Raw genomic sequence first — 24,967 nt, forward strand, 5'->3', positions numbered from 1 at the left:
CGCCGCGTCGCCGCGCCACGGGATTGGCCGCCTGGATCTGGCGCGGCGCGGTCGGCGCCGGCCTCGCGGGCGCCTGCGCCGCCGGCCTGTTGATGGGGGTGAGCCTGTCCTCAGCTTCCGGGGGCGGCCACACCACGGACACTTTGAGCGCCGCCATGGGCGCCTATGATGGGGACACTACGGCCCCGCTCAACACCTCGGCTATTGGAGCCGCCGCCTAGATGAGCCCACGCGCCCTGACGATCGCCCTGCTGGCCTCGCTGGCCGTCAACCTGTTCGCCATCGGCGCCGGAGTGGGGGTCCTTGTGGCCGGCCGCCTGCCGGGGCCCGCCCGCGGCCAGCCTGTCGGCCCGGTGGCCCTCTGGCGCGCCGGCGACACCCTGCCGGACCCGGAGCGCCAGGCCTATCGCGACCTGCTACGCCGCCAGTCGATGGAGGTGCGCGACGAGGTGCGCCGGTCCCGCCAGGCCCGGCGAGAGGCCTTTGAATCCCTGGCTGACGAGCCGGTGGACGCTCCCGCCGTCCGCGCCCGCCTGGACGAGGCCCGCCGCCTGGAGATGCAGGCCCGCGGCGGGGTCGAGGGATCGCTGGTGAACTTCGCCGCCAGCCTGCCGCCTCGCGAACGGGCGGAACTGTCCCGCGGCCTGGCGGAGTTCGCGCCGGGGCCCAGGCCAGGGCGCTTCGGCATGGGCCGCCCAGGGATGGGGCCGCTGCACGGACCGCCGGGCGGGCCGGACGCGCCGTAGAGCCGTCAGGCCACCTGGCTGGCGGCGCCGGTCTGGTGGATCGGGATCGAGAAGCTGACCATGGTGCCCTCGCCAGGCGCGCTCTGCATGTCCAGCGAGCCGCCGTGCATCTCCACCAGGGACTTGGTGAGCGCCAGGCCGAGGCCCGTGCCCTGGGTGGTCTTGGAGTGCTGGTTCTCCACCTGCTCGAAGGGCTGGGCCAGGCGGGCGAGGTCGTCCTGGGCGATGCCGATGCCGGTGTCCTGCACGCTGATCCGCAGGCGCTCGCCCAGGGGATCGTGACGGCCCTCGGCCCGGACCGTGACCCGGCCGCCGCGCGGGGTGAACTTGATGGCGTTGGAGAGCAGGTTGAGCAGCACCTGCTTGATGGCCCGATAGTCGGCCTCGATCTCGGGCAGGTGCGGCGGGAAGTCGATGGTCAGGGCCAGGCCCGCGGTCTCGGCGCGGTTGCGCACCAGGCGGACAGCGTCCTCGGTGACGTCCTCCAGCGATAGGGGCTCGAACTTCAGGTTCATCTTGCCGGCCTCGATCTTCGACATGTCGAGGATGTCGTTGATCAGGGCCAGCAGGTGCTGGCCTGAGGACAGGATGTCCTGGGAGTAGCCCTTGTAGCGGGCGTCGCCCAGCGGGCCGAACATCTCCTGGACCATGATCTCGGAGAAGCCGTTGATGGCGTTCAGCGGGGTGCGCAGCTCGTGGCTCATGTTGGCCAGGAACTCGCTCTTGGCCGTGTTGGCGCTTTCGGCGCGGACCTTCTCGGCCTCGTACTTTCGAGCCAGTTCCGACAGCTGCTCCTGGCTGCGTTCCAGGCTGTCGACGGCCTTCTGCAGCTGTTCCTCGTTGAGGCGGCGGGCCTCCTCCTGGGTCTTGATCGCGGTGATGTCGGCGGCGGTCATGACCAGGCCGCCCTCGGCCGTGCGCCGCTCTGAGATCTGGATCCAGCGGCCGTCGTGCAGCTCGGCCTCGCGCACGCCCTTGCGACCGTCGGGGGAGGGGTGCTCGTGCTTGATGGCCAACTGGGCGTAGCGGCTGACCTGGTCCCGCAGGGCGCCCGGCTTCAACAGCCGCGGCTCCAGGGAGAAGACGTTGCGATAGTTGCGGTTGCACATCAGCAGCCGCCCGCCGCGGTCCCAGAGGACGAAGGCCTCGGAGAAGCTCTCGATGGCGTCGCGCAGGCGGATCTCGGCGGCCTGTGCGCGGGCCTGGGCCATGCGCTCCTCGGTGACGTCGAGGGCCACGCCGATGATGCGGGTGTAGCTCTGGCCGTCGCCGAAGGCCTGGCCGCGGGCGTCGATCCAGATGGGCCGGCCGCCATTGGGGCCGGGGACGCGGAACGAGACGTCAAAGCCGCCATAGGCGGCGGCCGTGGCCAGGGCCTGGCGGACCCGTTCGCGGTGGTCGGGGGAGACGCGCTCCAGCACCTGCTGGCCTTCGACGACGCCACCGCCGCCCCAGCCGAAGATCGCGCCGGTGACATCGGACATGTACATCCGGTCCTGCAGCAGATCCCACTCCCAGATCCCGCAGCGGGCGGCCTCGACGGCCAGGCGGAAGCGCTGTTCGGAATCGACGAAGGCCTTGGTGGCGGTCTCGGCCTTGCGGCTCTGGATGATCAGCATCAGGCCCAGCAGCAGGGCCGCCGCCAGGGGCAGAAGCAGCCAGGTCAGCTGTTCCGCGGTGGTCGCCTCCTCGTTGATGGCGGAGGGGGCTGCGGCCACCACATAGAGCGCGCCGCCCAGGGCCGGGCGGGCCGCCAGGTCGATGCTGGCGCCGTCGGGACGCTTGCCGCGGCTGAGCCCTCCATCCAGCACCAGCTCGTCGGGGGTGACGCCGAAGCCCGCGTTGAGGCTGTCGGCCATGGCCACGCCGCCGGGACCGGAGGCGGCCAGCACGCGCCCGTCCGGGGTGGCTATGGCCTCGTCGCGGGTCTTGGACAGCCAGGCGGTCAGGCGCGAGGCCTTGCCCACCACCACGACCCAGCGGCGGCCCTTGTCGGTGCCGGCCGAGGTGGCCAGGGCGATGGCGGGCTTGGTCTGGGAGGTGACGCCCAGCCAGGGATCGCGGCCGGTGCGCTCGACGGTCTGGGCCAGTTCCTGCCAGTTGATCCCGGCGGTGTCGCCGGCCGTCGCCAGGACGCCGTCCTCGCCGACCACGGCCACGCCCGAGGCCGCGCCAGCGCTGGCCGCTAGGCCCAGCTCGGCGGCGTCGGCGGCCTGGCTGGAGGGTTGCTGCAGCAGGCTGCGAGTGGCGAGTAGGGTGGCCTTGAGCCCGGACGCCTCGCCGTCCAGCCGCGCGGCCACCGCGTCGGCGCGGTCGGGCAGGGCGGCGTTGGCCAGGGTTGTGCTTTGCGGCTCGCGCTGGATGCGGGCGATGGCGAAGACGGTGTAGATGGCCAGCAGCAGCAGGGTGGACAGGATCGCGGCGCGCGCGAAGGCCTGGCCGGGCGGCGTGTCCGAACCGGGCGTCTTCGCCCGTTTTCGCCCGCCCGCCGGACGGTCAGCCGCGTCTTGCCCCACGCGTCTGGCCAAAGCCCGCCGCTCCTTCAACCTTTACCGAGTCACCCCGAAGCCCTGAGTCTACGCGGGCGAGTCCGTCGCGTCACGGGGCACGTTTGGTCACACCCGGCTCAAGGCGGGGATTGATCGACTCAGATCATGGCGGGGCCGCGGCGGCGGTCCGGGCCCTTGTACTTCGGATCGTTGTGCCGCCGGCGATCGGGGCCGACATAGCCGCCCGGATTGCGGATGAAGGGGCGCGGGCTCTCGAAGGTGGTGAGCATGCGCTTCATCAGGTCGGCCGGGGTGAAGGGCTTCACGCAGATCTCGTTCACCCCTGAGTCGCGGGCCGCCACCACGCGGGCGCGGTCGGCGTGCCCGGTCAGCATGATGATCGGCACATCCTCATGCTTGCTGGCCGGGTTGGCCCGAATCCAGCGCGCCAGGGTGACGCCTTCCTCCGGCCCCAGGATGTAGTCCAGGAGGACCAGATCCACCGGCTTGGTGCGCAGGATCTGCTGGGCGTCGGCGATATTGGTCGCCTCGTAGAACTGCTCGAAGCCGAAGCCGCGCAGCATCGTCTTCACGAGGTCGATGGTCCGGATGTTGTCGTCCACCAACAGAACGCGCAGCCGAGCCAACGGATTGGTCATGTGAAGAGCCCCCTTCCGCGCTCGTCTATCCTGGCGAAAGCGTGCGCCGCCAGCATCCCTGGGTTGTCAAACTTCTAGTCAGCGAGCGCCTTGGAGGCCAGTTCGTAGACGTTCTTCGACAAGCCCGGCGCCTCGACGATCCGTTGCAGTTGCGCCTTCATCAGGGCCCCAAGCTCCGGCGTGTAACGCCGCCAGCCGCCCAGAGGCTCCACCAGGCGGGCCGCGGTCATCGGGTTGAAGCCGTCCACCGCCAGGATCTGGTCGGCGAGGAAGCGATAGCCCGCCCCGCTGGGATCGTGGAAGCGGGCGGGGTTGAAGCCGGCGAAGGTCGAGACCAGGGCGCGCAGGCGGTTCGGATTTTTCTGGTCGAAGGCCGGATGGGCGGTGAGGCCCAGGACGCGGCCCAGCGCGCTGTCGGCCGGATCGCGGGCCTGCAGGGCGAACCACTTGTCGATGACCAGGGGCTCGGATTTCCAGCGATCAAAGAAGTCGGCCAGGGCCGCCTCGAAGGCCTCGCCGCCGATCTGCATCAGGGCCGACAGGCCGCCCATGGCGTCGGTCATGTTGAGGGCGGCGCGGTAGTGGCCGTCCGCCAGCTCGGCGATCTCGGAGCGGGGATTGGCGGCCAGCAGGTCGAGGGCGGCGTTGCGCAGGGCGCGGCGACCGGCGCTGGCGGCGTCCGGCGAGAAGTCGCCCAGGCCCTGGAGGCCGATGTGCAGGCGCTTCAGGTCCTCGTCCAGGTGCAGGGACAGGCGCTGGCGCAGGGCGTCCCGGGCGGCGTGGATCGCCGCCGGGTCGGCGGGTTGGCGGGCGAGCGCCAGGTCCGACTCGCTGGGCAGGGCGAGCAGCAGGGCCTTGAACGCCGGGTCGGCGGCCTGGTCGGCCAGGGCGCGCTGGACGGCGTGGGCGTAGCGCTCCTCGCCGACCTCGTCAGGCTTGCCGGCGGCGCGGGCCAGGATCAGGTCGCGGGCCAGGTCCTGGCCGGCTTCCCAGCGATTGAACAGGTCCGGATCGCCGGCCAGCTGGACATAGCGGTCCTTGGGCGCGGCGTCGGTGGTCATCACCACCGGAGCCGAGAACCCGCGCAGGGCCGAGACAACGGGCGCCTGGTCGACGTCGGTCAGGGTGACGCTGGCCTTGGCGTCCTTCAGCACCACCACGGTCTCGTCCATGGCCTGGCCGTCGCGCTGGAAGGCCAGGGTCCGGCCCTCGGCGTCCAGCAGGCCCACGCGCACCGGCGTCGGCAGGGGGCGCTTGTCCGGCTGACCCGGCGTCGGGTCGATCTTCTGGGACAGCTCCAGGGTCAGGGTGCGGGCGGCGGCGTCATAGGCGTGCTTCAGGTCCAGACGCGGGGTGCCGGCCTGTTCGTACCAGGCGAAGAAGTCCGACAGGTCCTGGCCGCTGACCTCGGCGAAGCAGCGGATGAATTCCTCCACCGTGGTGGCGTGGCCGTCCCAGCGGTCGAAATAGAGGTCCATGCCTTTGCGGAACAGCTCAGGCCCGATCAGGGTCCTGAGCATGCGGATCACCTCCGCGCCCTTCTCGTAGATGGTCGCGGTGTAGAAGTTGTCGATCTTCAGATAGCTGGAGGGGCGCACCGGGTGGGCGAGCGGGCCCTGGTCCTCGGCGAACTGGCGGGCGCGCAGGGCCTTCACGTCCTTGATCCGCTGGACGGCCTCGCCGCGCATATCGGCCGAGAAGCTCTGGTCGCGGAAGACGGTCAGGCCTTCCTTCAGGCACAGCTGGAACCAGTCGCGGCAGGTGATCCGGTCGCCGGTCCAGTTGTGGAAATACTCGTGGGCGACGACGCTCTCGATCCGCTCGTAGTCCAGGTCGGTGGCCGTCGCCGGATCGGCCAGCAGGAGCGAGGCGTTGAAGATGTTCAGCCCCTTGTTCTCCATCGCCCCGAAGTTGAAGTCGCGCACGGCGACGATCATGAACAGGTCGAGGTCGTACTCGCGGCCGAACGCTTCTTCGTCCCACTTCATGGAGCGCTTCAGGGCGTCCATGGCGTAGGTGGCGCGGTCCGCCATGCCGGGGTCGACATAGATGCGCAGGTCGATGGTCCGGCCGCTCATGGTGACCAGGCTGTCGACCAGCTCGTCCAACTCACCAGCCACCAGGGCGAACAGGTAGCAGGGCTTGGGGAAGGGGTCGTTCCAGACGGCGAAGTGACGCCCGCCCGGCAGGTCGCCCGCCTCCATCAGGTTGCCGTTGGACAACAGGCGCTGGAAACTCTTGGGCGCCTCGATGCGCACCGTGTAGCGGGCCAGCACGTCAGGGCGGTCGGCGAACCAGGTGATCTTGCGGAAGCCCTCGGCCTCGCACTGGGTGCAGAAGCGGCCGCCGGACATGTAGAGGCCGTCGAGCGCCTTGTTGTTCTCCGGATCGATCTCGACCTCGGTCGCGAGCTCGAAGGCCGCGGGCGGGTTCGGGATGGTCAGGACTTCGGCGTCGATGGTCCGCTCGGCCTCGGCCAGTTCGCGACCATCGATGGCCACCGAGATCGGCTTCAGCTTCTCGCCGTTCAGGACCAGGGGCTCGGCATGATCGCCATTGCGCCGGATCGTCAGCCTGGCCTTCACCCGCGTCGTGTTCGGGGCCAGATCGAAGGTCAGGTGGACCGTGTCGATCAGGTAGGCGGGCGGGCGATAGTCGGAGAGCCGGATCGGCTGGGGCGTTTCGGTGCGCATGACCTGGATTTAGGACATCGCGAGCCGAAGGGCGAGGGGCGGGACAGGTGGAAAGTCGATCCATCCACGCCCCTGGCGGCGGGCGGTGGACGAAACCTCCATGCGACCTGCAAGCCACACCGTAGGACGTCAAACACGCGTTTGAGTTAGATCAAGGTGGCGCTGTCCGGTTGGCGCGATCCCACGGTCAAGGCGATCCGAGAGACCGCCTCCACCAAGGGGATAGACACCAATGAAAGCTCTCCGCATCGCCCTGTTCGCCACGGCCGCCCTGGCCGTCGCCGGCGCCGCCCAGGCCCAGGATTTCCAGCCCAAGCAAAAGGGCACCATCATGCTGAACGTCCGTCTGACGGACGTTTCGTCGAAGGCCGATGACGCCATCACCACGGCGGCCGGCGCGGCCACCGGCCTGAATGTCGACGTGAAGCGCGACACCGTGCCGACCATCGGCATCAGCTACTTCCTGACCGACCACGTGGCCATCGAGGCCATCGCCGGCACCAGCAAGCACACCGTCAAGGCCGTGGGCCCGGCGACCAACGTCCAGGTGCATGACAACTGGGTCCTGCCGCCGGTCGTGGCCCTGCAGTACCACTTCGCTCCCGACGCCAAGGTCAGCCCCTATGTCGGCGCCGGCATCAACTACATGCTGTTCTACAACGACAAGGACAAGAACGGCTTCAAGGTGAAGCTGGACGACGGCTTCGGCTACGCCCTGCAGGCGGGCGTGGACATCGCCACCGCCGGCAAGTGGAGCGTGAACGTCGACGCCAAGAAGATCTTCTTCGAGACCGACGCCTCCATCAACGGCGGCGCCCTGAAGTCCAAGGTGAAGCTGGACCCGTGGGTCATCTCCGCCGGCGTCGGCTACAAGTTCTAAGCTACTCGGCCGCGTGAACTTCCGTGTCGGCTTCGACCTCCTCAGCGGTCGGCACGGACTTCACATAGGCCTCGATCTTCACGACCTCCTCGGCCAGGCGCACCAGTTCAGGCGGCGCATGGCCGGGGTTTTCGTCCACGATCCGGACCAGCGCGCGGCAGGCTGACAGCAGGCGCGGCGCAGAGGCGATCATCCGGGCCTGGAATTCGATCCGCATGGGGTCGCGGTCGTACTCGGCCCCCGGCACCCGCCAGCCGCCCCAGTCATTCACATCCGTGACCACCACCGGGTAGCTGCCCGGATAGGGATGGTGCCGACAGTTCTCCGGCGCCTGCCACTTGTTCTTGGCCCTCAGCAGCCGCCAGCGCGAGCCGTCATCGGCCAGGGCCTCGGCGCCGTCCTGCTCGGCCTTCAGCTCATGGGCCTGGAAATCGCGGCCCAACCCTACGTCGTAGGTGACGCGCACCGGCTCATCGAAGCCCCGCGCCCAGATTGGCACGATCTTGTCGACAACGGCCCAGGCGCCGACGCTCTCGACCCAAACCTTCTGGTTCCGCTGGAAAATCGCCTTGGCCATTCTTACGAGCCCTGCACCCCTTTTAAACTGGGGCCCATAAGAGCCTGAAATCCTTGACGCGAGGTCAATCTTTCCAAGGGCTTCGCCATCGCTATGCTCGCGCCCGAAGCAAGATGGAACCGACCCCCAAACGGGGCGGGATGGGCGGAAATGAATTTCGATTTCTCAGACGACCAGAAGTTCCTGAAGAGCGAGGCGCGCAAGTTCCTCGAGGCCAACTCTCCCACAACCCGGGTGCGCAAGGTGCTCGATGATGAGGCCAAGCCCTATGACGAGGCGTTGTGGAAGGCCGTGGCCGAGCAGGGCTGGCTCGGCGCGGCGATCCCGGAATCGCACGGCGGCCTGGGCCTTGGGCACCTGGAGCTGTGCGTGATCGCCGAGGAGCTGGGCCGCGTGGTGGCTCCGATCCCCTTCGCCTCGACCGTCTACATGCTGGCCGAGGCCGTCATGCTGGCCGGCTCCGAGGCCCAGAAGGCTGAGCTGCTGCCGAAGATCGCCGCGGGTGAGGTGATCGGCGCCCTGGCCACCTCCGAAGGCCCTGGTCCGATCACGGCCGGCGGGATCAACGCCACCGTGTCCGATGGCAAGCTCTCGGGCGCCAAGGTCCCGGTGACCGACGGCGATATCGCCACCGTCGGCCTGGTCCTGGCCAAGGAGGGCGGCAAGCCCGGCCTGTTCCTGGTCGACCTGACCGGCGCCGGCGTGACCCGTGAGCCGGTCAAGACCCTGGATCCCACCCGCGACGCCGCCAAGCTGACCTTCGCCGGCGCCAAGGCCGAGCGCCTGGGCGCGGCGGGCGAGGGCCTGGCCCTGCTGGAGCAGATCCTGGATCGCGCGGCCGTCCTGATCAGCTTCGAACAGTGCGGCGGCGCGGACCGCTGCCTGGAGATGGCCAAGGATTATGCGCTGGAGCGCTACGCCTTCGGCCGGGTGATCGCCTCGTACCAGGCGATCAAGCACAAGCTGGCCGACATGTACGTCAAGAACGAGCTGGCCCGCTCCAACGCCTATTACGGCGCCTGGGCGCTGAACACCGGCGCGAGCGAACTGCCGGTGGCGGCCAGCGCCGCCCGGATCGCGGGCTCGGAAGCCTTCTGGTTCGCCTCCAAGGAAAACATCCAGACCCACGGCGGCATCGGCTTCACCTGGGAAATGGACTGCCATCTCTACTACCGGCGCTCGCGCCAGCTGTCCCTCGTGGCGGGCGCGCCGCGGGTGTGGAAGGAGCGTCTCGTCAGCCAGCTTGAGCGCCGCAACGCTACGGCCGCCGCCTAAGGAGGACATGGATCATGGATTTCAACGACTCTCCGGAAGAAGCCGCCTACCGCAAGGCCGCCCAGGACTGGCTGGCCGCCAACGCCCCCAAGGCCCATGTCGGCGGTGACCCCGAGGGCGGCGACAGCCTCGCCGCCTCAAAGGCCTGGCAGGCCAAGAAGGCCGCGGCCGGCTATGCCTGCATCACTTGGCCCAAGGAATGGGGCGGGGCCGGCGGCACGCCGATCCAGCACGTCATCTTCGGCCAGGAAGAGGCCAAGCACCCCATCCCGCCGAACCCCTTCCAGATCGGCCTGGGCATGTGCGTGCCCACGGTGATGACCTTCGCCGACGACGAGACCAAGAAGCGCTTCGTCGGCCCCGCCCTGCGCGGCGAGGAGATCTGGTGCCAGCTGTTTTCCGAACCCTCGGGCGGCTCTGACGTCGCGGGTTCGCGCACCAAGGCGGTGCGGGCGCCGGACGGCTCCGGCGACTGGCTGATCTCGGGCCAGAAGGTCTGGACCACGGGCGCCCAGTTCTCGGACTTCGGCATCGTGATCTGCCGCACCAACCCCGATGTGCCCAAGCACAAGGGCCTGACCATGTTCTGGCTCGACATGCGCTCGCCGGGCGTCGAGGTGAAGCCGATCCACCAGATGTCGGGCGGCTCGGGCTTCAACGAGGTTTTCTTCACCGAGGTCCGCGTGAAGGACAGCCAGCGCCTGGGCGCCGAGGGCGATGGCTGGAAGGTCAGCCTGGTGACCCTGATGAACGAGCGCCTGGCCGTGGGCGGGGCGACCGGCGCGAGCTGGGAAAACTTCCTGGAGGCCGCCCGCGCCACGCCCGGCCTGGATGGCGCAGCCGCCATCAAGGACGCCGCCCTGCGGGACAAGCTGGCCGACTGGTACGTCCAGGCCGAAGGTCTGAAGCACACCCGCAACCGGACCATGACCGCCCTGTCCCGCGGCCAGACGCCGGGTCCGGAAAGCTCGATCGGCAAGATCGTCTCGGCCCTGCAGCTGCAGGACCTGTCGAACACCGCCGTCGAGATGATGGATCAGTACGGGATCATCAATGATCCGGAGCTGGCCTCGCTGAGCGGCATGTTCCATGGCTCGCTGATGTTCGTGCCCGGCCTGCGCATCGCCGGGGGCACGGACGAGATCCTTAAGAACATCATCGCCGAGCGCGTGCTGGGCCTGCCGGGCGACATCCGGGTCGACAAGGACATTCCGTTCAAGGACATGCCCACGGGCCGCTAAGCCCACCTCCGGACCTCAAAGACCTGCGCCGCCCACCCCTGGAGCACCCAAGGGTGGGCGGTTTGCTGTCTAGGGCCGGGGATCAGCGGGCGGTGTCGCGGGCGGCGCGGACCAGCTGGACGAACTCGGCGCGCTGGCCGAAGGGATCATCGCCGCGCGCGCCCTGGGCCAGGTCGGCGATGCGGTCCCAGGTGAAGGCCGGGGACATCCACGGATCGCCGCGCAGCTTCTGCCCGAAGGCGGCGACCGCCACAGCGAACCGCACCGGCTCCGGCGCCTTGGTAAGCTCGCCGACGACGTCTCGGGCGCCGATAGGCCGTTCCATGAGCTGCGATGTGGCCTGGCCGGGCAGCTTGTAGCGGACCTTCAGGTAAGCCAGTTCACCGGCCTCGGCCGCGGGCGAGGCCGCCGCGCCATAGCGCAGCGGGTCCGAGGCGACCGGCTGGCCGACCGGGGTGATCTCATAGAGGGCGGTGACCGAGACCCCGGACCCGACCTCGCCCGCATCGACCTGGTCGTTGTTGAAATCCTCGCGGTTCAGCAGCCGGGTCTCATAGCCGATCAGCCGGTATTCCGAGACCGTGGCGGGATTGAACTCGACCTGGATCTTGGCGTCGTCGGCGATGGGGAACAGCGAGCCGGAGAAGTCGTCCCGGAACGCCCGGCGGGCCTCGGCCAGCGTGTCCACATAGCCGGCGGTCCCGTTGCCGTTCTGGGCCAGGGCCTGCATCAGGGTGTCGTTGTAGTTGCCCTGGCCAAAGCCGTAGATCGACAGATAGACCCCGGTCTTGCGCTTGTCGGCGACCACGTCGGTCAGGCGCGCGGGATCAGCCACGCCGACATTGAAGTCGCCATCGGTCATCAGGATCACCCGGTTGACCGCCTTGGGGTCAAAGTTCTGCTGGGCCAGGGCATAGGCCAGATCGAGGCCCGCGCCGCCCGCGGTGGAGCCGCCGGCCTCCAGGGCGGTGAGGGCGCAGCGCATCTTCAGCTTCTGGGTCCCGTCGGTGGGCGCCAGCACCGCGCCGGCCGAGCCCGCATAGGCGACCATGGCCACCCGGTCGCCGGGCCGCAGCTGGTCGATCAACAGGTTCAGGGCCTTGCGCGCCAGGGGCAGCTTGGCCTCGTCGGACATCGAGCCGGAGGTGTCGATCAGGAACACGAGGTTCAGGGGCGGGCGCTCGGCCCTGGGGATGTCATAGCCCTGCAGGCCGATCTGGATCAGCTGGTGGCCGGGGCTCCAGGGCGAGGGCGCGACGGCGACAAAGGGCTGGAAGGGCTTTGCCGGGTCGGTCGGCCGGGCGTAGCCGTAGTCGAAATAGTTGATCAGCTCTTCGGTGCGCACCGCGTCGCGGGGCGGGGCCTGGCCGTCGTTCAGGAAGCGCCGGACATTGGCGTAGGCGGCGGTGTCGACATCGACGGAGAAGGTGGAGACCGGGGCGTCGGCCGTGCGGCGCACGCCCTGAACCGCGGCATGGGGATAGCGCTCGGTGTCCAGGCCCTGGTCGGACGGAGGCGTCGGATAGGCGGGCGCCGTCGTGTAAGCCGCCCCAGGCACAGGCGGCGCCATGGCCGGCGGGGGCGGCGGCGGGGGCGGGGTCGCTAGGGCCATCGGGGCGTAGGCCTTGGCCGACCGGCGCCAGACGCCGCCCACCCTGCGTTCATCCTCACGCGGCGGCGGCTTGAAGCCCAGGGCCTCGCAGGCGGCGGCGGTGGGGGATCCGTCCCGAATCGTGGGGGCGGCGATCGCCGGTACGGGCTGTGCGAGGCCGGCGACCAGGAAGCATAGGGCCCCGCGACTCATCTTTAGAAACGTCGACATTGTCTTTGTCGCCTCCCTGGCAGGTCTTTACAGTCAAGTCTGCCTTCGCCTCTGAGGCGAAATAGCGACGAAGAATTGGCCCCGCAGAGGCGAAGCTGTTGATGAAGCGGCCTCTTCATTCCTTGGAACGGGGCAAACCGTTGCTGGAAAGCTTGACAGGCTGGGGCGGGCCGTCGCTAGTGACGGCTGAGGGAATATGGTTAACGCTTTGGGGGAGCGCATGGCCGGACATGAAGCTGCCCAGGACGCCCGGCGATGGGGGCGAAGGGCCCTGACCATCGCTGCGATGGCGGCTCTGGTGCCGCTGATGGGCGGTTGTGAGCCTAAGGCGCCTGGCGGCAAGGGCGGGTTCGCCTCGGCCACCTGTCCGCGCCCGCAGTCCCCCATCGGGGTGGCGCCGCAGTTCAACGCCCAGGAACAGGACATCCGCTTCCTGCGCCGTCAGGCCTTCCACGGCGACTTCTTCGCCCAGATCGACCTGGCGCGCCGCTACACCGGCCGCGACGCCCGTGAGCGCAACCTGGAAGACCCGGTCGAGGCCGCTACCTGGTACGAGCTCGCCCTGTCCAATCCGGACGGCTATTCGCCGATCGTGCCCTATCCGGCGGCGCGCAAGGACAATCGCGGTCCCAAGAAGATCACCGACTGCCGCACCGCGGAGCGCCGCGCGGCCTTCGGGACGATGGAACGTCTGCTCTCGATGATGAGCTCGGACGAACGCCAGGACGTGAAGAACCGGGTGATCTATGTGCTCTCGACCCAGGGCGCGCCCGGCTTCCGCACCCTGGCGCGGCTGCATGATGTGGCCTTTGGCCCGTTCGGCGATCCGCCGGACACCTCGCCCATTGATCCCAAGGACCTGGCGCGGGTGAAGCCGCCGGCCTCGGCCACCCTGTTCACGCGCAATGACGTGGACGTCTATCTCTACAACTACCTGGCCACCCAGGCCGGCGATGTGGCCGGCTTCGTGATGCTGAAGGACTTCGAGCGGTCCTCGCCGGAGCGCGCGGCCCTGGCGGCTGACGCCCAGGCCACGGCCGCCCGTTGGGTGCCGCCCTATGAGTTCTATCCGCCGGAGGCTCCGGCCTCGGGCGTGCCGCATTCCGACGAAAGCGACACCCAGGGCGAAAGCGGCGCGGTGGCCTTGAGCCGCCTGGACGAGCTGCCCTTCATCCATGTGGCCCGCGCCATGACCTATCTGCGGGTCCTGCCCGCCCCTGTGGCCGACGAGAAGGCGCTGGCGCCGCAGGAAGTCCAGGCCATGCAGGGCATGCTGGGCCGCATCGGCTCCGGCCGGCGCCTGAGCCCGCTGGAGAAGGTTCGCGCCATCCAGTACGCGGCGGTGAACGGCTCGGCCAATTCCCAGCTGGTGCTGGCGGTGATGTACGCCGAGGGCGTGGGCGTGCCGCGCGACTATGCGCGCGCCTTCCACTGGTTCTCCGAGGCCGAGAAGCAGGGCAACCCTGAGGCCAAGTACGCCATGTCCACCTATTTCAGCCTCGGCGTGGCCGGCATCGCCGACCAGGACCGGGCCCAGGCGGTGGTCTACCAGATCGATTCCGCGCTCTCCGGCTTCAGTCCCTCCGTGGGCCGGCTGCGCAATGTCCTGGCCCAGGTCTCCGGCCAGCCCCAGCGTGAGGGGGACCGTTGATGACCCGGCCGCTACTGAACGCCTTCCTGGCTCTCAGCCTCGTCTTCGCCGCCGGCCTGGTGGCGCCCGCGCCGGCCCTGGCCGCCGCGGACGCCCGGGTGGACGCCCTGATCCGGCCGTGCTTCGGGGTGCTGACCGATCCGACCCTGTCGACCCGCTGCAAGCCGGCCAAGCGCAAGGGCGGGGGCGGCGGTCCGCCGCCGCTGCGTCCGCCGCCGACGTTCATCGACTGCGCCTATGCGCGGCCGGGCCAGATCAGCGACGCCATCGCCCGCAACTTCGACGGCGTGACCATCACCCTGACCTCGTCCAATGGCCGGGCCTGCGAGGAATCGGTGGTGATCAACCGCCCCGCCCGCATCGTCGGCGACCTGCGCGGTCCCGTCCGCTTTGACCGGCCGCTGCTGAAGGCGCCCCCCGGCGCGCCCTGCATCCGCATCGCGCCGTCCGTCTGGGTCTCGCTGGAGAACCTGACCATCGCCCAGTATGAGGGCGGCTCCGCTCCCTGCATCCTGGGCCAGAGCGATGAACTGACCCTGGGCAATGTGAACCTGGCTTATTCCGGCTCCGGCGGCGGCGTGGTCCTGCCCGGCGACAGCCGCCTGACCCTGGCCGACAGCCGCATCGTGGCGCGCAGCCAGGAAGCCGCCGTGGCGGTCCGCGGCCGGCTGCGGATCAGCAACTCCACCATCGGCGCCGCCGTGGTCGGCCTGAAGGCCGCGCCCACCGAGGACGCTCAGATCGACGGACTGGAACTGGTGCGCCTGGATGACTGGACCGGCTCGCGCCGCTCGGCCGCTTCCGCCGGCCTGGTCCTGGCCGATATCGCCGCCAACGACCTCATTGAGATCCGAGGCCTGGAAGTGACCGGCTTCTCGCGCGGCGCCTATGTGGCGGGCGCGGGCGAGGTCGCCTTCACCGCGCCGGTGGTGCGCAGCGCCGACTGGGCCCTGCTGGTCGAGGGGCCGTCCACCCGGATCGCCCGCGCCCAGCTCTCGGCCGCCGAGGTCGGGGTCTACGCCGCGGCGGGCACCACCTACGTGGCCGGCGCGAACATCCAGGGCGTGATGCGCTCGGGCATCTTCGCCGAGCGCGGCGCCCAGGTGCGTGGGGTCGACAACGTGGTCTACGCCTCCAAGGACGGCTGCGCGGCCCTGAAGACCGGCTTCTTCGACGGCGCGCTGACCTGCCGCAATTGGTACGAGGCGCCTGAACTCGGCGGCGTGAAGGGCCAGCCCAGCCTGCCGACCTTCGACAGCTTCCGCGCCGTGCTCGACGACGAGCAGAACGTCCGCGCGACCCAGTTGCAGGGTGGCCCGGACCTGCAGGGCGGCCCCGGTATCGCGGCCCCCCTTCCGGGCGCGCCCGTTAGACCCTCTAATTCCGGCCCCTCTAGTTCCAGCGGCGTGAGCCCAGGAGGCGTTTCGAAATGACCTCGATGTCCAACAAGGGCGCCGCCGTCTTGGCCGCCGCCGCCATGATCTCGTCCAGCTGCGTGGTCTGGGCCGCTCCGGCCGTCGCCCAGCCCCTGCCGCCGCGCCCCGCCGCCGGTTGCGGGACCCAGTCCCTGACCGGTGTCGCGCCCGACATCATGACCTATGACTCGCGCACCGGGACCCAGGTCTTCGTCGACCAGGGCGCGCGGACGGACATCACCGCCTACAACGCCCGCACCCGTTCGGCGGCGCATGTGGATGGCGACCTGTCCAAGCACGGCACCCCGGAAGTCTGCGTCACTGACGGCACGCCGGGCGGCGATTCCTATTCAATCCGCCCGGTGGGTGACAGCGCCCAGATCACCGGCTTCGACGGCAAGACCGGCCAGACCTGGCGCATGGACGGCGACGGCTACCTGACCCGCGAGCACGACTGCTTCAAGCTGGGCCTGGGCCTGTTCGCGGGCGACCGCGGCAACACCGCTACCCTCGGTCCGCAGATCGCCGCCGGCCGTGACTTCGCCGCCATCGGCGTGGGGGTCGGCGACGCCATGATCGCCCCGCTGGCGGTCAAGGACGGCATGATCGGCATGGGCGTGCTCAAGTGCTGAGCCGCCTGATCCTGCTGGGCGTCGCGGCCCTGAGCCTGTCGGCCTGCATGGTCGGCCCGCCGCCGCCCAAGCCGGGGCCGCAGGCGCCGGGCGCCAATCGGGTGATCCCGCCGCCGCCGCCCATTGACGCCATCCGCCCGAAATTCTAGGCGGGCAAGGCCGCGATAGCGCGCGCCAGGCTCTCATCCATGGCGGGCGCGCCCTCGATCCTGACCACCGGACAGCCGAGGCCGTCCAACCACGCCAGGTGTCTCGCGAGGCTGCGGCCGGTGAAGGCTGGATCGTCATAGCCGGCGGCCCAGGTCATGAAGGCGGCGTGCTGCTCCGCCATTGGGCCATCGGGGGCGATGCGGTCGCCATAGCGGCCCTGCTCGCGGCGCTTCAGCCGGGGCAGGCGGACCTCGGGCGGAACCTGCAGGAACACCACCAGGCTGATCCGTGGGATCAGGGGATCACCCCAGCCCATCAGCGACCCGGACAGAACCCAGTTCGCCTGGCGGCCGAGGGCCTCCTCCAGGGCGGCAAGGCGCTGCGGCATCGGCTGCGGCGCCTGGAAGGGCGGATCGCTCGGGGCCCAATAATAGGCGTCGGTGTCGATGTGGGCGCAGGCCAGCCGCGCCGCCAGGGCCGCGCCGAGGCTGGTGGTTCCTGAACCCGACGCGCCGGTGATGTGGATGCGGTGACCGGTCATCGCTTGAGCGGGGCGTAGGCCTGGACGATGTCCGGATCGGCGGCGACATTGGGCTTGAAGCTTGGCGCGATCCGCGCCCGGCTCGCTTGCTCGAAGGCGTAGCCCAGGGCGAGCAACCGCGCCTCCGACCAGGCGGGGCCGATGAAGGACAGGCCGACCGGCAGGCCCTGGACCGCGCCCATGGGAACCGTCAGGTGCGGATAGCCCGCCACCGCCGGAGGACTGGAGGGGGAGCCGAAGCTTCGCGCGCCATTGACCGGATCGACGATCCCGGCCGGCGCGCCGCTGGGGACGACCAGGATCTCGACCTGGGCCTCGGCCAGCAGGCGGTCGATCCCGTCCGCCCCGGCGAGCCGAAGGGCCTCGGCCTTGGCCTTCAGATAGGCCGGATCATCCAGGCCAGGGCCGGCCTGGCTACGCTCAAAGATCTCCTGGCCGAACAGGGCGAGTTCCCTCGGGGTGGCGGCGTTGAAGGCGATCAGGTCGGCGAGGGTGCGGGTCTTGACCTTGGCGGGGTCGGTGGACGCCAGATAAGCGTTCACGCCGGCCTTGAATTCGACGCTCAGCACCAGGCTCTCGGCGGCGCCGAGCGCAGTCTCGTCCGGAGCCTGGACATCGACCAGCACCGCGCCCTGGGCGGCCAGCAAGGCCAGGGCGCGCTCGAACACCAAGTCGGTCTGGGGCGTGCGGCCCTTGGGGCCGCGCAGGACGCCGATCCTTGCGCCCTTCAACGCCAGGGGGTCGAGGGCTTTCAGGTAGTCGGTCCGGTGAGCGTCGGCCGTCGCCGTGGCGGGGTCGGCGGGGTCTGAGCCGGCGAGGACGGTCAGCAGGGCGGCGGTGTCGGCCACGCTGCGGGTCATGGGGCCGGCGGTGTCCTGGCTGGCCGAGATCGGTACGACGTGGGTGCGCGACACCAGGCCGACCGTGGGCTTGAGGCCGACAATTCCGTTCAGCGCGGCGGGGCAGGTGACCGAACCGTCCGTCTCGGTGCCGATGGCGCCGGAGGCCAGGGCGGCGGCGACCGCGGCGCCCGACCCTGAGGACGAACCACAGGCGGTGCGGTCAAGGCTGTGCGGATTGCGGACCAGACCGCCCAGGCCGCTCCAGCCGCTGATTGAGCGGGTGGAGCGGTAGTTGGCCCATTCCGACAGGTTGGTCTTGCCCAGGATGACCACGCCGGCCTCGCGCAGACGCGCCACCAAGGGCGCGTCCCGACCCGTGAGGTTGTCCTTCAAGGCCAGGGAGCCGGCGGTGGTGGCCATCGGGTCAGCGGACTCGATGTTGTCCTTCAGCAGGATCACAACCCCATGCAGCGGGCCGCGCACCCGGCCGGCCTTGCGCTCGGCGTCCAGTGCGCGGGCCTGGGCCAGGGCGTCAGGGTTGAGCGTCAGGACGCTGTTGAGGGTCGGGCCGGCGCGATCCAGCCGGGCGATGCGATCCAGATAGAGCCGGGTAAGGGCCTCGGCGCTGGTCTGGCCGGCCGCCATGGCGGTCTGCTGTTCGGCGAAGCTGGCGAAGGCGAGGGGTTCAGCCTTGGGGCTCGCCGCCTGGGCGCACCCGCCCAACGCTGCGGCCACAATGATCCCGCTGATGAACTTTCGCATGCTTGCGCCTCCCCACGGCCGCCATTGGATGGCGCCTCGGGGCGGAAGGCCAGACATGTCGAGGGCCGCGCCGGGGGAGGCGCGGCCCTGCATGTTCCGTCGGCAATGGGGACGTCGCCGGCGGCAACGGGAAGGGGGTCAGTGCTTCAGAGCGTCGCGGGCGGCGTCCTTGAGGTCGCCGACGCCTTTCTGGACCTTGCCCGCCGTCTTGTCGGCGGCGCCTTCAGCCTCGAGCCGTTCATTGCCAGTGGCCTTGCCGATCGCCTGCTTGGCGGAACCCACGGCCTCCTTGGCGGCGCCCTTGATGGTGTCCTTGTGCATGCGGGGTCTCCTTCGTGTGGGGTCCCTGCAATACGTCCGGGCGGCGCGCCGGTTCCGCGGCGATGGCTAGAGCAGATCGGCCAGGGTCGGCTCCAGGCCCAGGGCGATGCGGCCGCCGATCTGGGCCGCGCGGTCCCAGTCGAAGACCACATGGCCACGCATCATCTGCACGTCCCGCAGGTGGCGCTGGAGGGGGGAGGTGAGGAAGCCCGAACTGGCCCCCGCCGCGCCCGCCAGGCTGTTCACCGCGACATTGGCCATGCGCACCACGTCGGCCGCCGCCAGCCGGATGGCGGCGAGATCCGCGTTGGCCGCCGGTCCGCCCTGGGCGCCGATCCGCTCCAGGGTGGCGATGGCGTCGGCCCAGACCAGGCGCGCCGCGCGGACCGTCGCCGTCGCCTCGCCCAGCCGCAGGTGGATGGAGGGCAACTCGGCCGCCTTCACCCCGCCGCCATAGGCCTGCTGCTTTTCCTGCATGCGTCGGGTGAAGACCTCCAGCGCGGCCTCGGCCGCGCCCAGGGCCGGGGTGCAGGCCACCAGCGCCAGGGCCGCGTTCAGCGGCCAGCCGACATTGGAGCCGGGAGGGAAGGCCTCGCCCGGCGTCTGGCCGAGCTTGGTGCGCCAGGCCTCCAGGGTGCGGTGCTCGGGCACGAAGACGTCGCGGACATGGATGGTGTTGGAACCGGTCGCGCACATGCCGGCCGTATGCCAGACGTCCTCGATCTCGACGTCGGCGATGGGCAGGACGCAGAAGCGCGGGCCCATGCCTTCGGGATCGACCCCGGTGACCATGGCCCAGTCGGAATGCATGACCCCGGTCGCCCATTCCCAGCGGCCGGTGAGGCGAAAGCCGCCCTCGACCCGGGTGAGCTTGCCGGTAGGGGCGAGCGGGGCCGGCGCGCGGGGCGCAGGGCCGGCGGCGAACACCTCCTCCTGCAGGCGGGGATCGAAGCGGCACAAGAGCCAGCAGTGCAGGGCCAGGAAGGACAGGGTCCAGGCGCTCGAGGGGCAGCCCTGGGCCAGGCGACGGGTCGCGTCATAGAAGGCGGTGAAACCCGCCTCCGCTCCACCCCATCGGCGCGGCGTCATCATGCCGAGGAACCCCGCCGCCTCAGCCTCGGCGACGGTGGCGTCGGGCATGCGGCGCAAGGCTTCGGCCTCGGCGGCCCGGGCAGCGAGCCGCGGGACCATGGCGTCGACGGCCGCCGAGATGGCGTCAGAATCCATGGCGCGCCAGCCAGTCCGCCACCGTGGCCACCGCCGTCGGCAAAAGGTCGCGACGTTCGACGTAGTAGTGGTCGGCGTCCTTGATCTGCACGATCTCCTTGTCCTTGGAGCCGACGGCGTCGAACAGGCGCTGGGCGTGGCTGGGCGTGCAGGCGAGGTCCGCGGTGTTGTTGATCACCAGCACCGGGCAGGAGATGCGCTGCGCATTGACCACGCCGTTCGCGCGGCTCTCGTCATAGCTCCACTGGGACAGCCAGGAGCGCAGGGTGGTGAAGCGGCCCAGGCCGACGGGCCCGTCATTTGCGATCTTGGGCTCGCCCAGATAGCAGGTCCCCGGCCGGCGGTCGGAGGGATCCTGGGCCGGGTCGGTCCAGCGCACGTCGCACATGGTGCCATAGACCACGAAGGGCCGCTCGGCGTCCGGCTCGCCGGAGGCCTTCAGCTCGGCCAGGGTCTGCTTGACCCGGGCGGTGATGCGCCGGTTGCGGGCGATCTGGGCGGCCCGGAACTTGGCCACGAACTCGGCGGAGTAGGGCGGCTGGTTCGGGCAGTCCGGAGCGTAGATGTTGAGCTCGCGGTCGCGCTCGAAGGGCTTGTCCTCGTCCAGGATCGAGGGGTCCAGCCATTCGGTCATGGTGATGGAGCGGCTGATGTGGGCGGCCAGCAGCAGGATCCCGTCGGCGGGCTCGAGCCCGGCGCCGACCAGGTCGACGGCGTCGCCGGCCGGGGTGTCGGTGAGCGTCGGGTGCTCGGCCTGGTCCTGGTAGAACAGGGACAAGGACCCGCCGCCGGACCAGCCGCCCAGGACCACCTTCTCGTAGCCGAACCGGGTCTTCAGGTCCTTGATGCAGGCGCCCAGGTCGAGGACGCACTTCTCCATGATCAGGGCCGTATCGTTCCCGCGATAGCGCGGGTTGCAGTAGATGACGTGGTGGCCGCCGTAGGCCAGGGCGTTGACCAGCGGCAGGAACGAGCCGCCGCCCACCGGATGGCTGAACACGATCGCGGTCTTGGACTCCCCCGTCTCTGGGCGGATGCGCATGCACTCCACGAAGACCTGGCCGGTCGGGCCGCCATAGACCTCCTTGAGCCGGCTCGTATCCGCATGAACGAAGCCATAGGGCTCGCGCACCACCGCCATCTGATCCTCCCTGACCGTCCAGGGCGCGCTTGCCCTGACCTTATTTTTGAGTATCAAATCAGGAAAGCTGATTAGAAAGTCAATTCTGTTGTCAAAGACCGCCACCGTCGTCGCTCTGGGCAAGGGGGAACGCACCGCCGCCCGCATCCGCGAGGTGGCGCTGGACCAGTTCTCCAGGCTGGGCTTTGAGCGGGTGACCCTGTCCGGCATCGCCGAGGCCGCGGAGGTCAGCCAGCCGACCCTGCACTATCACTTCCGCGACAAGGACCACCTGTGGCGCAGCGCCATGCTGGAGCTGGCGGCGGTGATCCGCGACGAGGAGCGGCTGTTGAAGGCGGCCCGTGACGCCCCGCCGCTGACCCAGCTGCGCATGGCCATGCGGATGTTCCTGGAGGTCAGTTGGCGTCACCCGGCGCTGGGCCGGATCATCGCCCTGGAAGGCATGGCCGGGGGCGAGCGCCTGGCCTGGCTGAACGAAAACCTGACCGGCGCGCGCAACCGCCGCCTGGCTGAGCTGGCGCGGCGCGCCATGGCGGCCGGCGAGCTGAAGCCGTTTCCGCCTGAACTGCTGGTGGTCACCGTGCAGGCCGCCGCCGTCGGCGCGGTCAACCTGGCGCCCCTGCTGCGCAGCGAGTTCGGCTACGAGCCCGACACGCCAGAGGGCCGCGCGGCGCACGAGGAACTGATCTTGAACGCCCTGATGCAGGGCCTGGTCGCCGACAGAAGCGGCCGCGATGCGGAGGAAGCCCCATGACCCAACCGAACGGCATTCACCACCTGGCCTTCATGGCCTCGGACATCAAGAAGCACATCGCCTTCTTCTCGGAGGTCATGGGCTGTCCGCTGGTGGCCATCTTCGACATGCACGGGGTGCCGGGCGCCCTGCACGCCTTCCTGCGCATGAACGACCACGGCTATTTCTCGATCGTGCAGATGCCTCAGGTGGCCGATATCCCCATCGAGATCGGCAAGACCCACGCCGGGTCCGGCGGCCTGCCCAGCGCGGCGGGCACCCTGCAGCATGTCGCCTTCCGGGTGGATACGCCGGAACAGCTGGTGGCCATGCGCGACCGGATCCGCAGCCATGGGATCAATGTGATCGGCCCCATCGACCACGGCATGTGCAGCTCGATCTACTTCGCCGGCCCCGACCAGATGACCCTTGAGGTCGCCACCTCCGCCGAGCCGGTCGACCCCGCCAAGTGGATCGACCCCGCGGTGCTGGCCAAGGCCGGGATCTCGCCCGAGGAGGCCGCGCGCTTCAAGGCGCCGACCGCTTACACGGGCCCGAGCCCGGTGCCGCAGCCGGCCTATGACCCGGCCAAGCCGCACATGGTCTATCCGCCCGAGGTCTATCAGCAGATGCTGAAGATCCCCGACGAGGTGCTGACCAAGTCGGCCTCCTACACCGCCCCGCCGGTGGGCGAGCCGGCCTGATCGCCCCAGCCTGAACCTCCAAAAGAAAACCCCGCCGCGCGGACGCGGCGGGGCCGGAAAATCCGGGAGGGGAGGGGAACTTAGAACTGCTTGCGGACGGTCACGAAGACCTGGCGCGGAGCCGCAGCCAGCAGGGTCTGGCTGTCGCCCGAGTTGGAGAAGCCGTTCGAGCCGATGGTCGAGATGTACTTCTTGTCCAGCAGGTTGGTGACGTTGGCCTGGATCTCGAGACCCTTGGTCAGGCCCTCGCCCTGGAACCGGTAGCCCAGGTTCAGGTCGAAGGTGGTGACGCCCGAGACGCTGAGGTCATTGGTGTAGGTGATGAAGCGCTTGCCCGTGTAGTGGGCGTTCAGCGCGCCGAACCAGCCGTCCTGGTCGTAGGCCAGGGACAGGTTGGCGACCGACTTCGGCGCGTCGGGCAGGGTCTTGCCGCTGATCTTGGCGACCAGGGCGCCGGAGCCGTTGCGCACGTCATCATCGAACTTCGATGAGTTGTAGGCGTAGGAGCCGAACAGCGACCAGGCGTCGTTGATGCTCCAGGTGCCCGCGGCTTCCAGGCCGTTGGTGGTGACGCTGCCGACATTGGACAGGACGCTGGGATTGCCGGCGACGCCCGAGCCCGAGGCCGTGGCCAGGAGGCGGTTCTCGAACTTCACGTGGTAGGCGGCGATGACGCCTTGGAAGTCCGCCGTGCGGAAGCGCCAGCCGGCCTCGACCGTCTTGGAGGTTTCCGGCTTCAGCTTGGACTTGATGGCGTCAAAGCCCGGCTGGGTGGTCGAGAACGGCCCAGCGGTGGCGGCGCTGACGAAGGCGCGCAGGTTCTCGGTGTAGGAGCCGAACAGCTCGCTGTTGTCGCTGAGCTTGTAGTTGACGCCCACCTGCGGAAGGAAGCTGTCCTTCGACTGGATGGCGCCGGAGTTCACCAGCGGGCCGTAGCCGTCCAGGAACTTGGCCTTGTTCTCGACCTTCAGGGACTTGAAGCCGAAGTTGACCTTCAGGGCGTCGGTGACGGTCCAGACATCCTCGACCGAGAATTGGGTGGTCTTGGTGTTGAAGGCGTAGTGCCAGCGGGTCTTGAAGGGGTTCGACTGGAAGGACAGGGCGTCGCGGTTGTTGGCCGCGCGGTCCAGGGCGTAGTAGCGCCGGGCCTGTTCGAAGTCGTTGTCCTCGTACCAGCCGCCCAGGTGGATGGCGTGGGCGCCGAGATTGATGTCGCCGCCGAGCACCAGGCCATTGCGGTCGATGCTGTACTCGGTGGTGCGGAAGGACATGGACGCGTTCGAGGTCGTCGCGCCCACGACGCCAAAGTTCGGCGACGGGTTCAGCGGGGCGTACCAGCTGCCCTGGCCCTTGTTGGTGTGGCCGTAGAGGGTGGCCGTGACCTTCACCGCCTCGCCGAACGGCATCTCACCGGTCAGCGACCACAGCTTGTCATCGCGCAGGCCGCCGGCGTCGAAATAGGCGTCGTCATCGCACTTGATCGGCGAGGGATAGACGTTCGTCCCCGTGCCCGGATCGGACACGCAATAGGCCGGATCGCCCGAGACGCCCTTGGTCAGGTAGTTGGCGAGCGCGGTGTCGGCGACCTGGTTGGCCAGGGCGTAATTGCCCGAGATGTTGTCCCAGCCGTAGCCCAGGCGCTTGATCATCTCGAGCGACAGGTCCTGGTAGTCGTTCTCGCGGCGCTTGGACCAGCCGTAGAAGCCGCTGACCTTGCCCTCGCCGATCGGCTGGACGAACTTGAAGTCGATCTGTTCCTGCTTCTGGACGCCCACGCCCTTCCACTTGTCGGCGTCCTGGTTGCCGTAGCTGATGAAGGCGCGGCCGCCGCTGGGCAGCTCGCCGGTCTCCAGGCGCACGAAGCCGCGGCGCATGTTGTCGGAGCCCAGGGTAGCGGCGACAAAGGCGCCCATCTCGGCGGACGGATCGCGCGAGGCGAACTTCAGGGTGCCGCCCAGGTTGGACGACGAGGCGGTGCCGAGCGCGCCGGAGCCTTGAGCCAGCTCAACGGCGCCCAGGTCTTCCGACATGATGGCGCGGCTGATGTGCAGGCCGTTGTGGTTGCCGTAGCTCATGTCGCCGAGCGGCACGCCGTCGAGGGTGAAGCCCAGCTGGTTCTGGTTGAAGCCGCGGATCGAGATGCGGGTCGACCACTCATAGGCGCCGAAGGCGTCGGCGGACTGGAAGTTCACGCCGGGCAGCTTCTCGACCAGCTTGATCGGGCTGGTGCCGGGGGCGGCCTGTTCGACTTCCTGGATAGCGATCTGCTGGACCTGGCGGCTCTCGCCCTTGCCATAGACCACCAGTTCTTCGACGGAGGCCGAGGCGTCGGCGGCGTCGGCGGCCGCCTCGGCGGCGAAAGCCTGGCCCGAGGCCAGGAGGAGGGCGCCGGCGCAGGCGCCAGCGAGAAGCTGTTGTTTCATGTTGTCATCCCCTTCGGCCCGCCGGGAGAGGGCGGGCGTTGCG

General features: G+C 69.5%; 22 protein-coding genes. 11 read left to right on the top strand and 11 right to left on the bottom strand.

The window, feature by feature from the left end:
• Positions 1–221: hypothetical protein (locus ACFQ27_RS11660; protein ID WP_377353702.1), on the top strand; the 221-nt coding region annotated here is incomplete at its 5' end.
• Positions 222–746 carry a periplasmic heavy metal sensor gene (locus ACFQ27_RS11665; protein WP_377353703.1) on the top strand — a complete coding sequence of 175 codons (525 nt, stop codon included), beginning with the start codon at positions 222–224 and terminating at the stop codon, positions 744–746.
• A 5-nt stretch (positions 747–751) separates the two neighbouring features.
• Here the strand turns inward: ACFQ27_RS11665 and ACFQ27_RS11670 are convergent, their stop codons facing one another.
• The 3 genes from ACFQ27_RS11670 to pepN all read right to left on the bottom strand — a co-directional run bounded on the left by ACFQ27_RS11670 (position 752) and on the right by pepN (position 6,587).
• On the bottom strand, positions 752–3,262 hold the full coding sequence (locus ACFQ27_RS11670; RefSeq protein WP_377353705.1) for a sensor histidine kinase: 2,511 nt from the start codon (positions 3,260–3,262) through the stop codon (positions 752–754).
• 131 nt (positions 3,263–3,393) lie between these two features.
• Complete coding sequence (locus tag ACFQ27_RS11675) at positions 3,394–3,894, bottom strand: response regulator (protein ID WP_374347136.1); 501 nt, start codon at positions 3,892–3,894, stop codon at positions 3,394–3,396.
• Positions 3,895–3,968: 74 nt separating this feature from the next.
• Positions 3,969–6,587, bottom strand: coding sequence for an aminopeptidase N (pepN, locus tag ACFQ27_RS11680; protein WP_377353706.1), 2,619 nt, complete (start codon positions 6,585–6,587; stop codon positions 3,969–3,971).
• Between the two features lie 232 nt (positions 6,588–6,819).
• Here pepN and ACFQ27_RS11685 point away from each other — a divergent pair, with 232 nt between their 5' ends.
• Positions 6,820–7,467, top strand: a complete 648-nt coding sequence (locus ACFQ27_RS11685) for an OmpW/AlkL family protein (protein WP_377353707.1) — start codon at positions 6,820–6,822, stop codon at positions 7,465–7,467.
• 1 nt (position 7,468) lies between these two features.
• Here ACFQ27_RS11685 and ACFQ27_RS11690 read toward each other — a convergent pair whose 3' ends face one another.
• The gene (locus ACFQ27_RS11690) at positions 7,469–8,044 is read right to left on the bottom strand and encodes a hypothetical protein (protein ID WP_374347142.1); all 576 of its coding nucleotides are present in this window, start codon (positions 8,042–8,044) and stop codon (positions 7,469–7,471) included.
• A gap of 150 nt (positions 8,045–8,194) precedes the next feature.
• Between ACFQ27_RS11690 and ACFQ27_RS11695 the strand changes: the two genes are divergently transcribed.
• Positions 8,195–9,319: an acyl-CoA dehydrogenase family protein gene (locus tag ACFQ27_RS11695; RefSeq protein WP_377353708.1), complete on the top strand. Its 1,125-nt coding sequence runs from the start codon at positions 8,195–8,197 to the stop codon at positions 9,317–9,319.
• Positions 9,320–9,333: 14 nt separating this feature from the next.
• The gene (locus tag ACFQ27_RS11700; protein ID WP_374347146.1) at positions 9,334–10,560 is read left to right on the top strand and encodes an acyl-CoA dehydrogenase family protein; all 1,227 of its coding nucleotides are present in this window, start codon (positions 9,334–9,336) and stop codon (positions 10,558–10,560) included.
• A gap of 82 nt (positions 10,561–10,642) precedes the next feature.
• Here the strand turns inward: ACFQ27_RS11700 and ACFQ27_RS11705 are convergent, their stop codons facing one another.
• On the bottom strand, positions 10,643–12,382 hold the full coding sequence (locus ACFQ27_RS11705) for a vWA domain-containing protein (protein ID WP_377353709.1): 1,740 nt from the start codon (positions 12,380–12,382) through the stop codon (positions 10,643–10,645).
• Positions 12,383–12,602: 220 nt separating this feature from the next.
• Between ACFQ27_RS11705 and ACFQ27_RS11710 the strand changes: the two genes are divergently transcribed.
• From ACFQ27_RS11710 to ACFQ27_RS11725, 4 genes are read left to right on the top strand one after another with little or no spacing between them, the layout of a single operon-like run.
• Positions 12,603–14,033, top strand: a complete 1,431-nt coding sequence (locus ACFQ27_RS11710; RefSeq protein WP_374347150.1) for a tetratricopeptide repeat protein — start codon at positions 12,603–12,605, stop codon at positions 14,031–14,033.
• On the top strand, positions 14,033–15,466 hold the full coding sequence (locus ACFQ27_RS11715; protein ID WP_377353710.1) for a hypothetical protein: 1,434 nt from the start codon (positions 14,033–14,035) through the stop codon (positions 15,464–15,466). The genes ACFQ27_RS11710 and ACFQ27_RS11715 overlap by 1 nt, the downstream gene beginning before the upstream one ends.
• Positions 15,463–16,080, top strand: coding sequence for a hypothetical protein (locus ACFQ27_RS11720; RefSeq protein WP_374347153.1), 618 nt, complete (start codon positions 15,463–15,465; stop codon positions 16,078–16,080). The genes ACFQ27_RS11715 and ACFQ27_RS11720 overlap by 4 nt, the downstream gene beginning before the upstream one ends.
• Complete coding sequence (locus tag ACFQ27_RS11725) at positions 16,074–16,229, top strand: hypothetical protein (RefSeq protein WP_374347155.1); 156 nt, start codon at positions 16,074–16,076, stop codon at positions 16,227–16,229. The genes ACFQ27_RS11720 and ACFQ27_RS11725 overlap by 7 nt, the downstream gene beginning before the upstream one ends.
• Here ACFQ27_RS11725 and ACFQ27_RS11730 read toward each other — a convergent pair.
• From ACFQ27_RS11730 to ACFQ27_RS11750, 5 genes are all read right to left on the bottom strand, one after another.
• Entirely contained in the window at positions 16,226–16,771 is a 546-nt protein-coding gene (locus ACFQ27_RS11730; protein WP_377353711.1) for an AAA family ATPase, read from the bottom strand. The two genes, ACFQ27_RS11725 and ACFQ27_RS11730, sit on opposite strands and share 4 nt — an antisense overlap.
• Positions 16,768–18,375, bottom strand: coding sequence for an amidase (locus tag ACFQ27_RS11735; protein ID WP_377353712.1), 1,608 nt, complete (start codon positions 18,373–18,375; stop codon positions 16,768–16,770). Before ACFQ27_RS11735 ends, ACFQ27_RS11730 begins: the two co-directional genes overlap by 4 nt.
• Positions 18,376–18,513: 138 nt before the next feature.
• Positions 18,514–18,696, bottom strand: coding sequence for a CsbD family protein (locus tag ACFQ27_RS11740; RefSeq protein ID WP_374347161.1), 183 nt, complete (start codon positions 18,694–18,696; stop codon positions 18,514–18,516).
• 66 nt (positions 18,697–18,762) lie between these two features.
• A complete protein-coding gene (locus ACFQ27_RS11745; protein WP_377353713.1) occupies positions 18,763–19,923 on the bottom strand; it encodes an acyl-CoA dehydrogenase family protein in 1,161 nt (386 codons plus the stop codon).
• The gene (locus ACFQ27_RS11750; RefSeq protein WP_377353714.1) at positions 19,913–21,064 is read right to left on the bottom strand and encodes an alpha/beta hydrolase family protein; all 1,152 of its coding nucleotides are present in this window, start codon (positions 21,062–21,064) and stop codon (positions 19,913–19,915) included. Before ACFQ27_RS11750 ends, ACFQ27_RS11745 begins: the two co-directional genes overlap by 11 nt.
• A gap of 88 nt (positions 21,065–21,152) precedes the next feature.
• On the opposite strand from ACFQ27_RS11750, the gene ACFQ27_RS11755 reads away from it, so the two are divergent.
• Both ACFQ27_RS11755 and ACFQ27_RS11760 read left to right on the top strand, forming a co-directional pair.
• Entirely contained in the window at positions 21,153–21,818 is a 666-nt protein-coding gene (locus ACFQ27_RS11755) for a TetR/AcrR family transcriptional regulator (protein ID WP_377353715.1), read from the top strand.
• Positions 21,815–22,501 (top strand): VOC family protein, encoded by a 687-nt coding sequence (locus tag ACFQ27_RS11760; protein ID WP_377353716.1) that lies wholly within the window; start codon positions 21,815–21,817, stop codon positions 22,499–22,501. The genes ACFQ27_RS11755 and ACFQ27_RS11760 overlap by 4 nt, the downstream gene beginning before the upstream one ends.
• An 80-nt stretch (positions 22,502–22,581) precedes the next feature.
• Here ACFQ27_RS11760 and ACFQ27_RS11765 read toward each other — a convergent pair whose 3' ends face one another.
• On the bottom strand, positions 22,582–24,924 hold the full coding sequence (locus tag ACFQ27_RS11765; protein WP_377353717.1) for a TonB-dependent receptor: 2,343 nt from the start codon (positions 24,922–24,924) through the stop codon (positions 22,582–22,584).
• Between the last annotated feature and the right edge of the window lie 43 nt (positions 24,925–24,967).

This window comes from Phenylobacterium conjunctum (genome assembly GCF_042679085.1).
GTDB lineage: Bacteria > Pseudomonadota > Alphaproteobacteria > Caulobacterales > Caulobacteraceae > Phenylobacterium > Phenylobacterium conjunctum.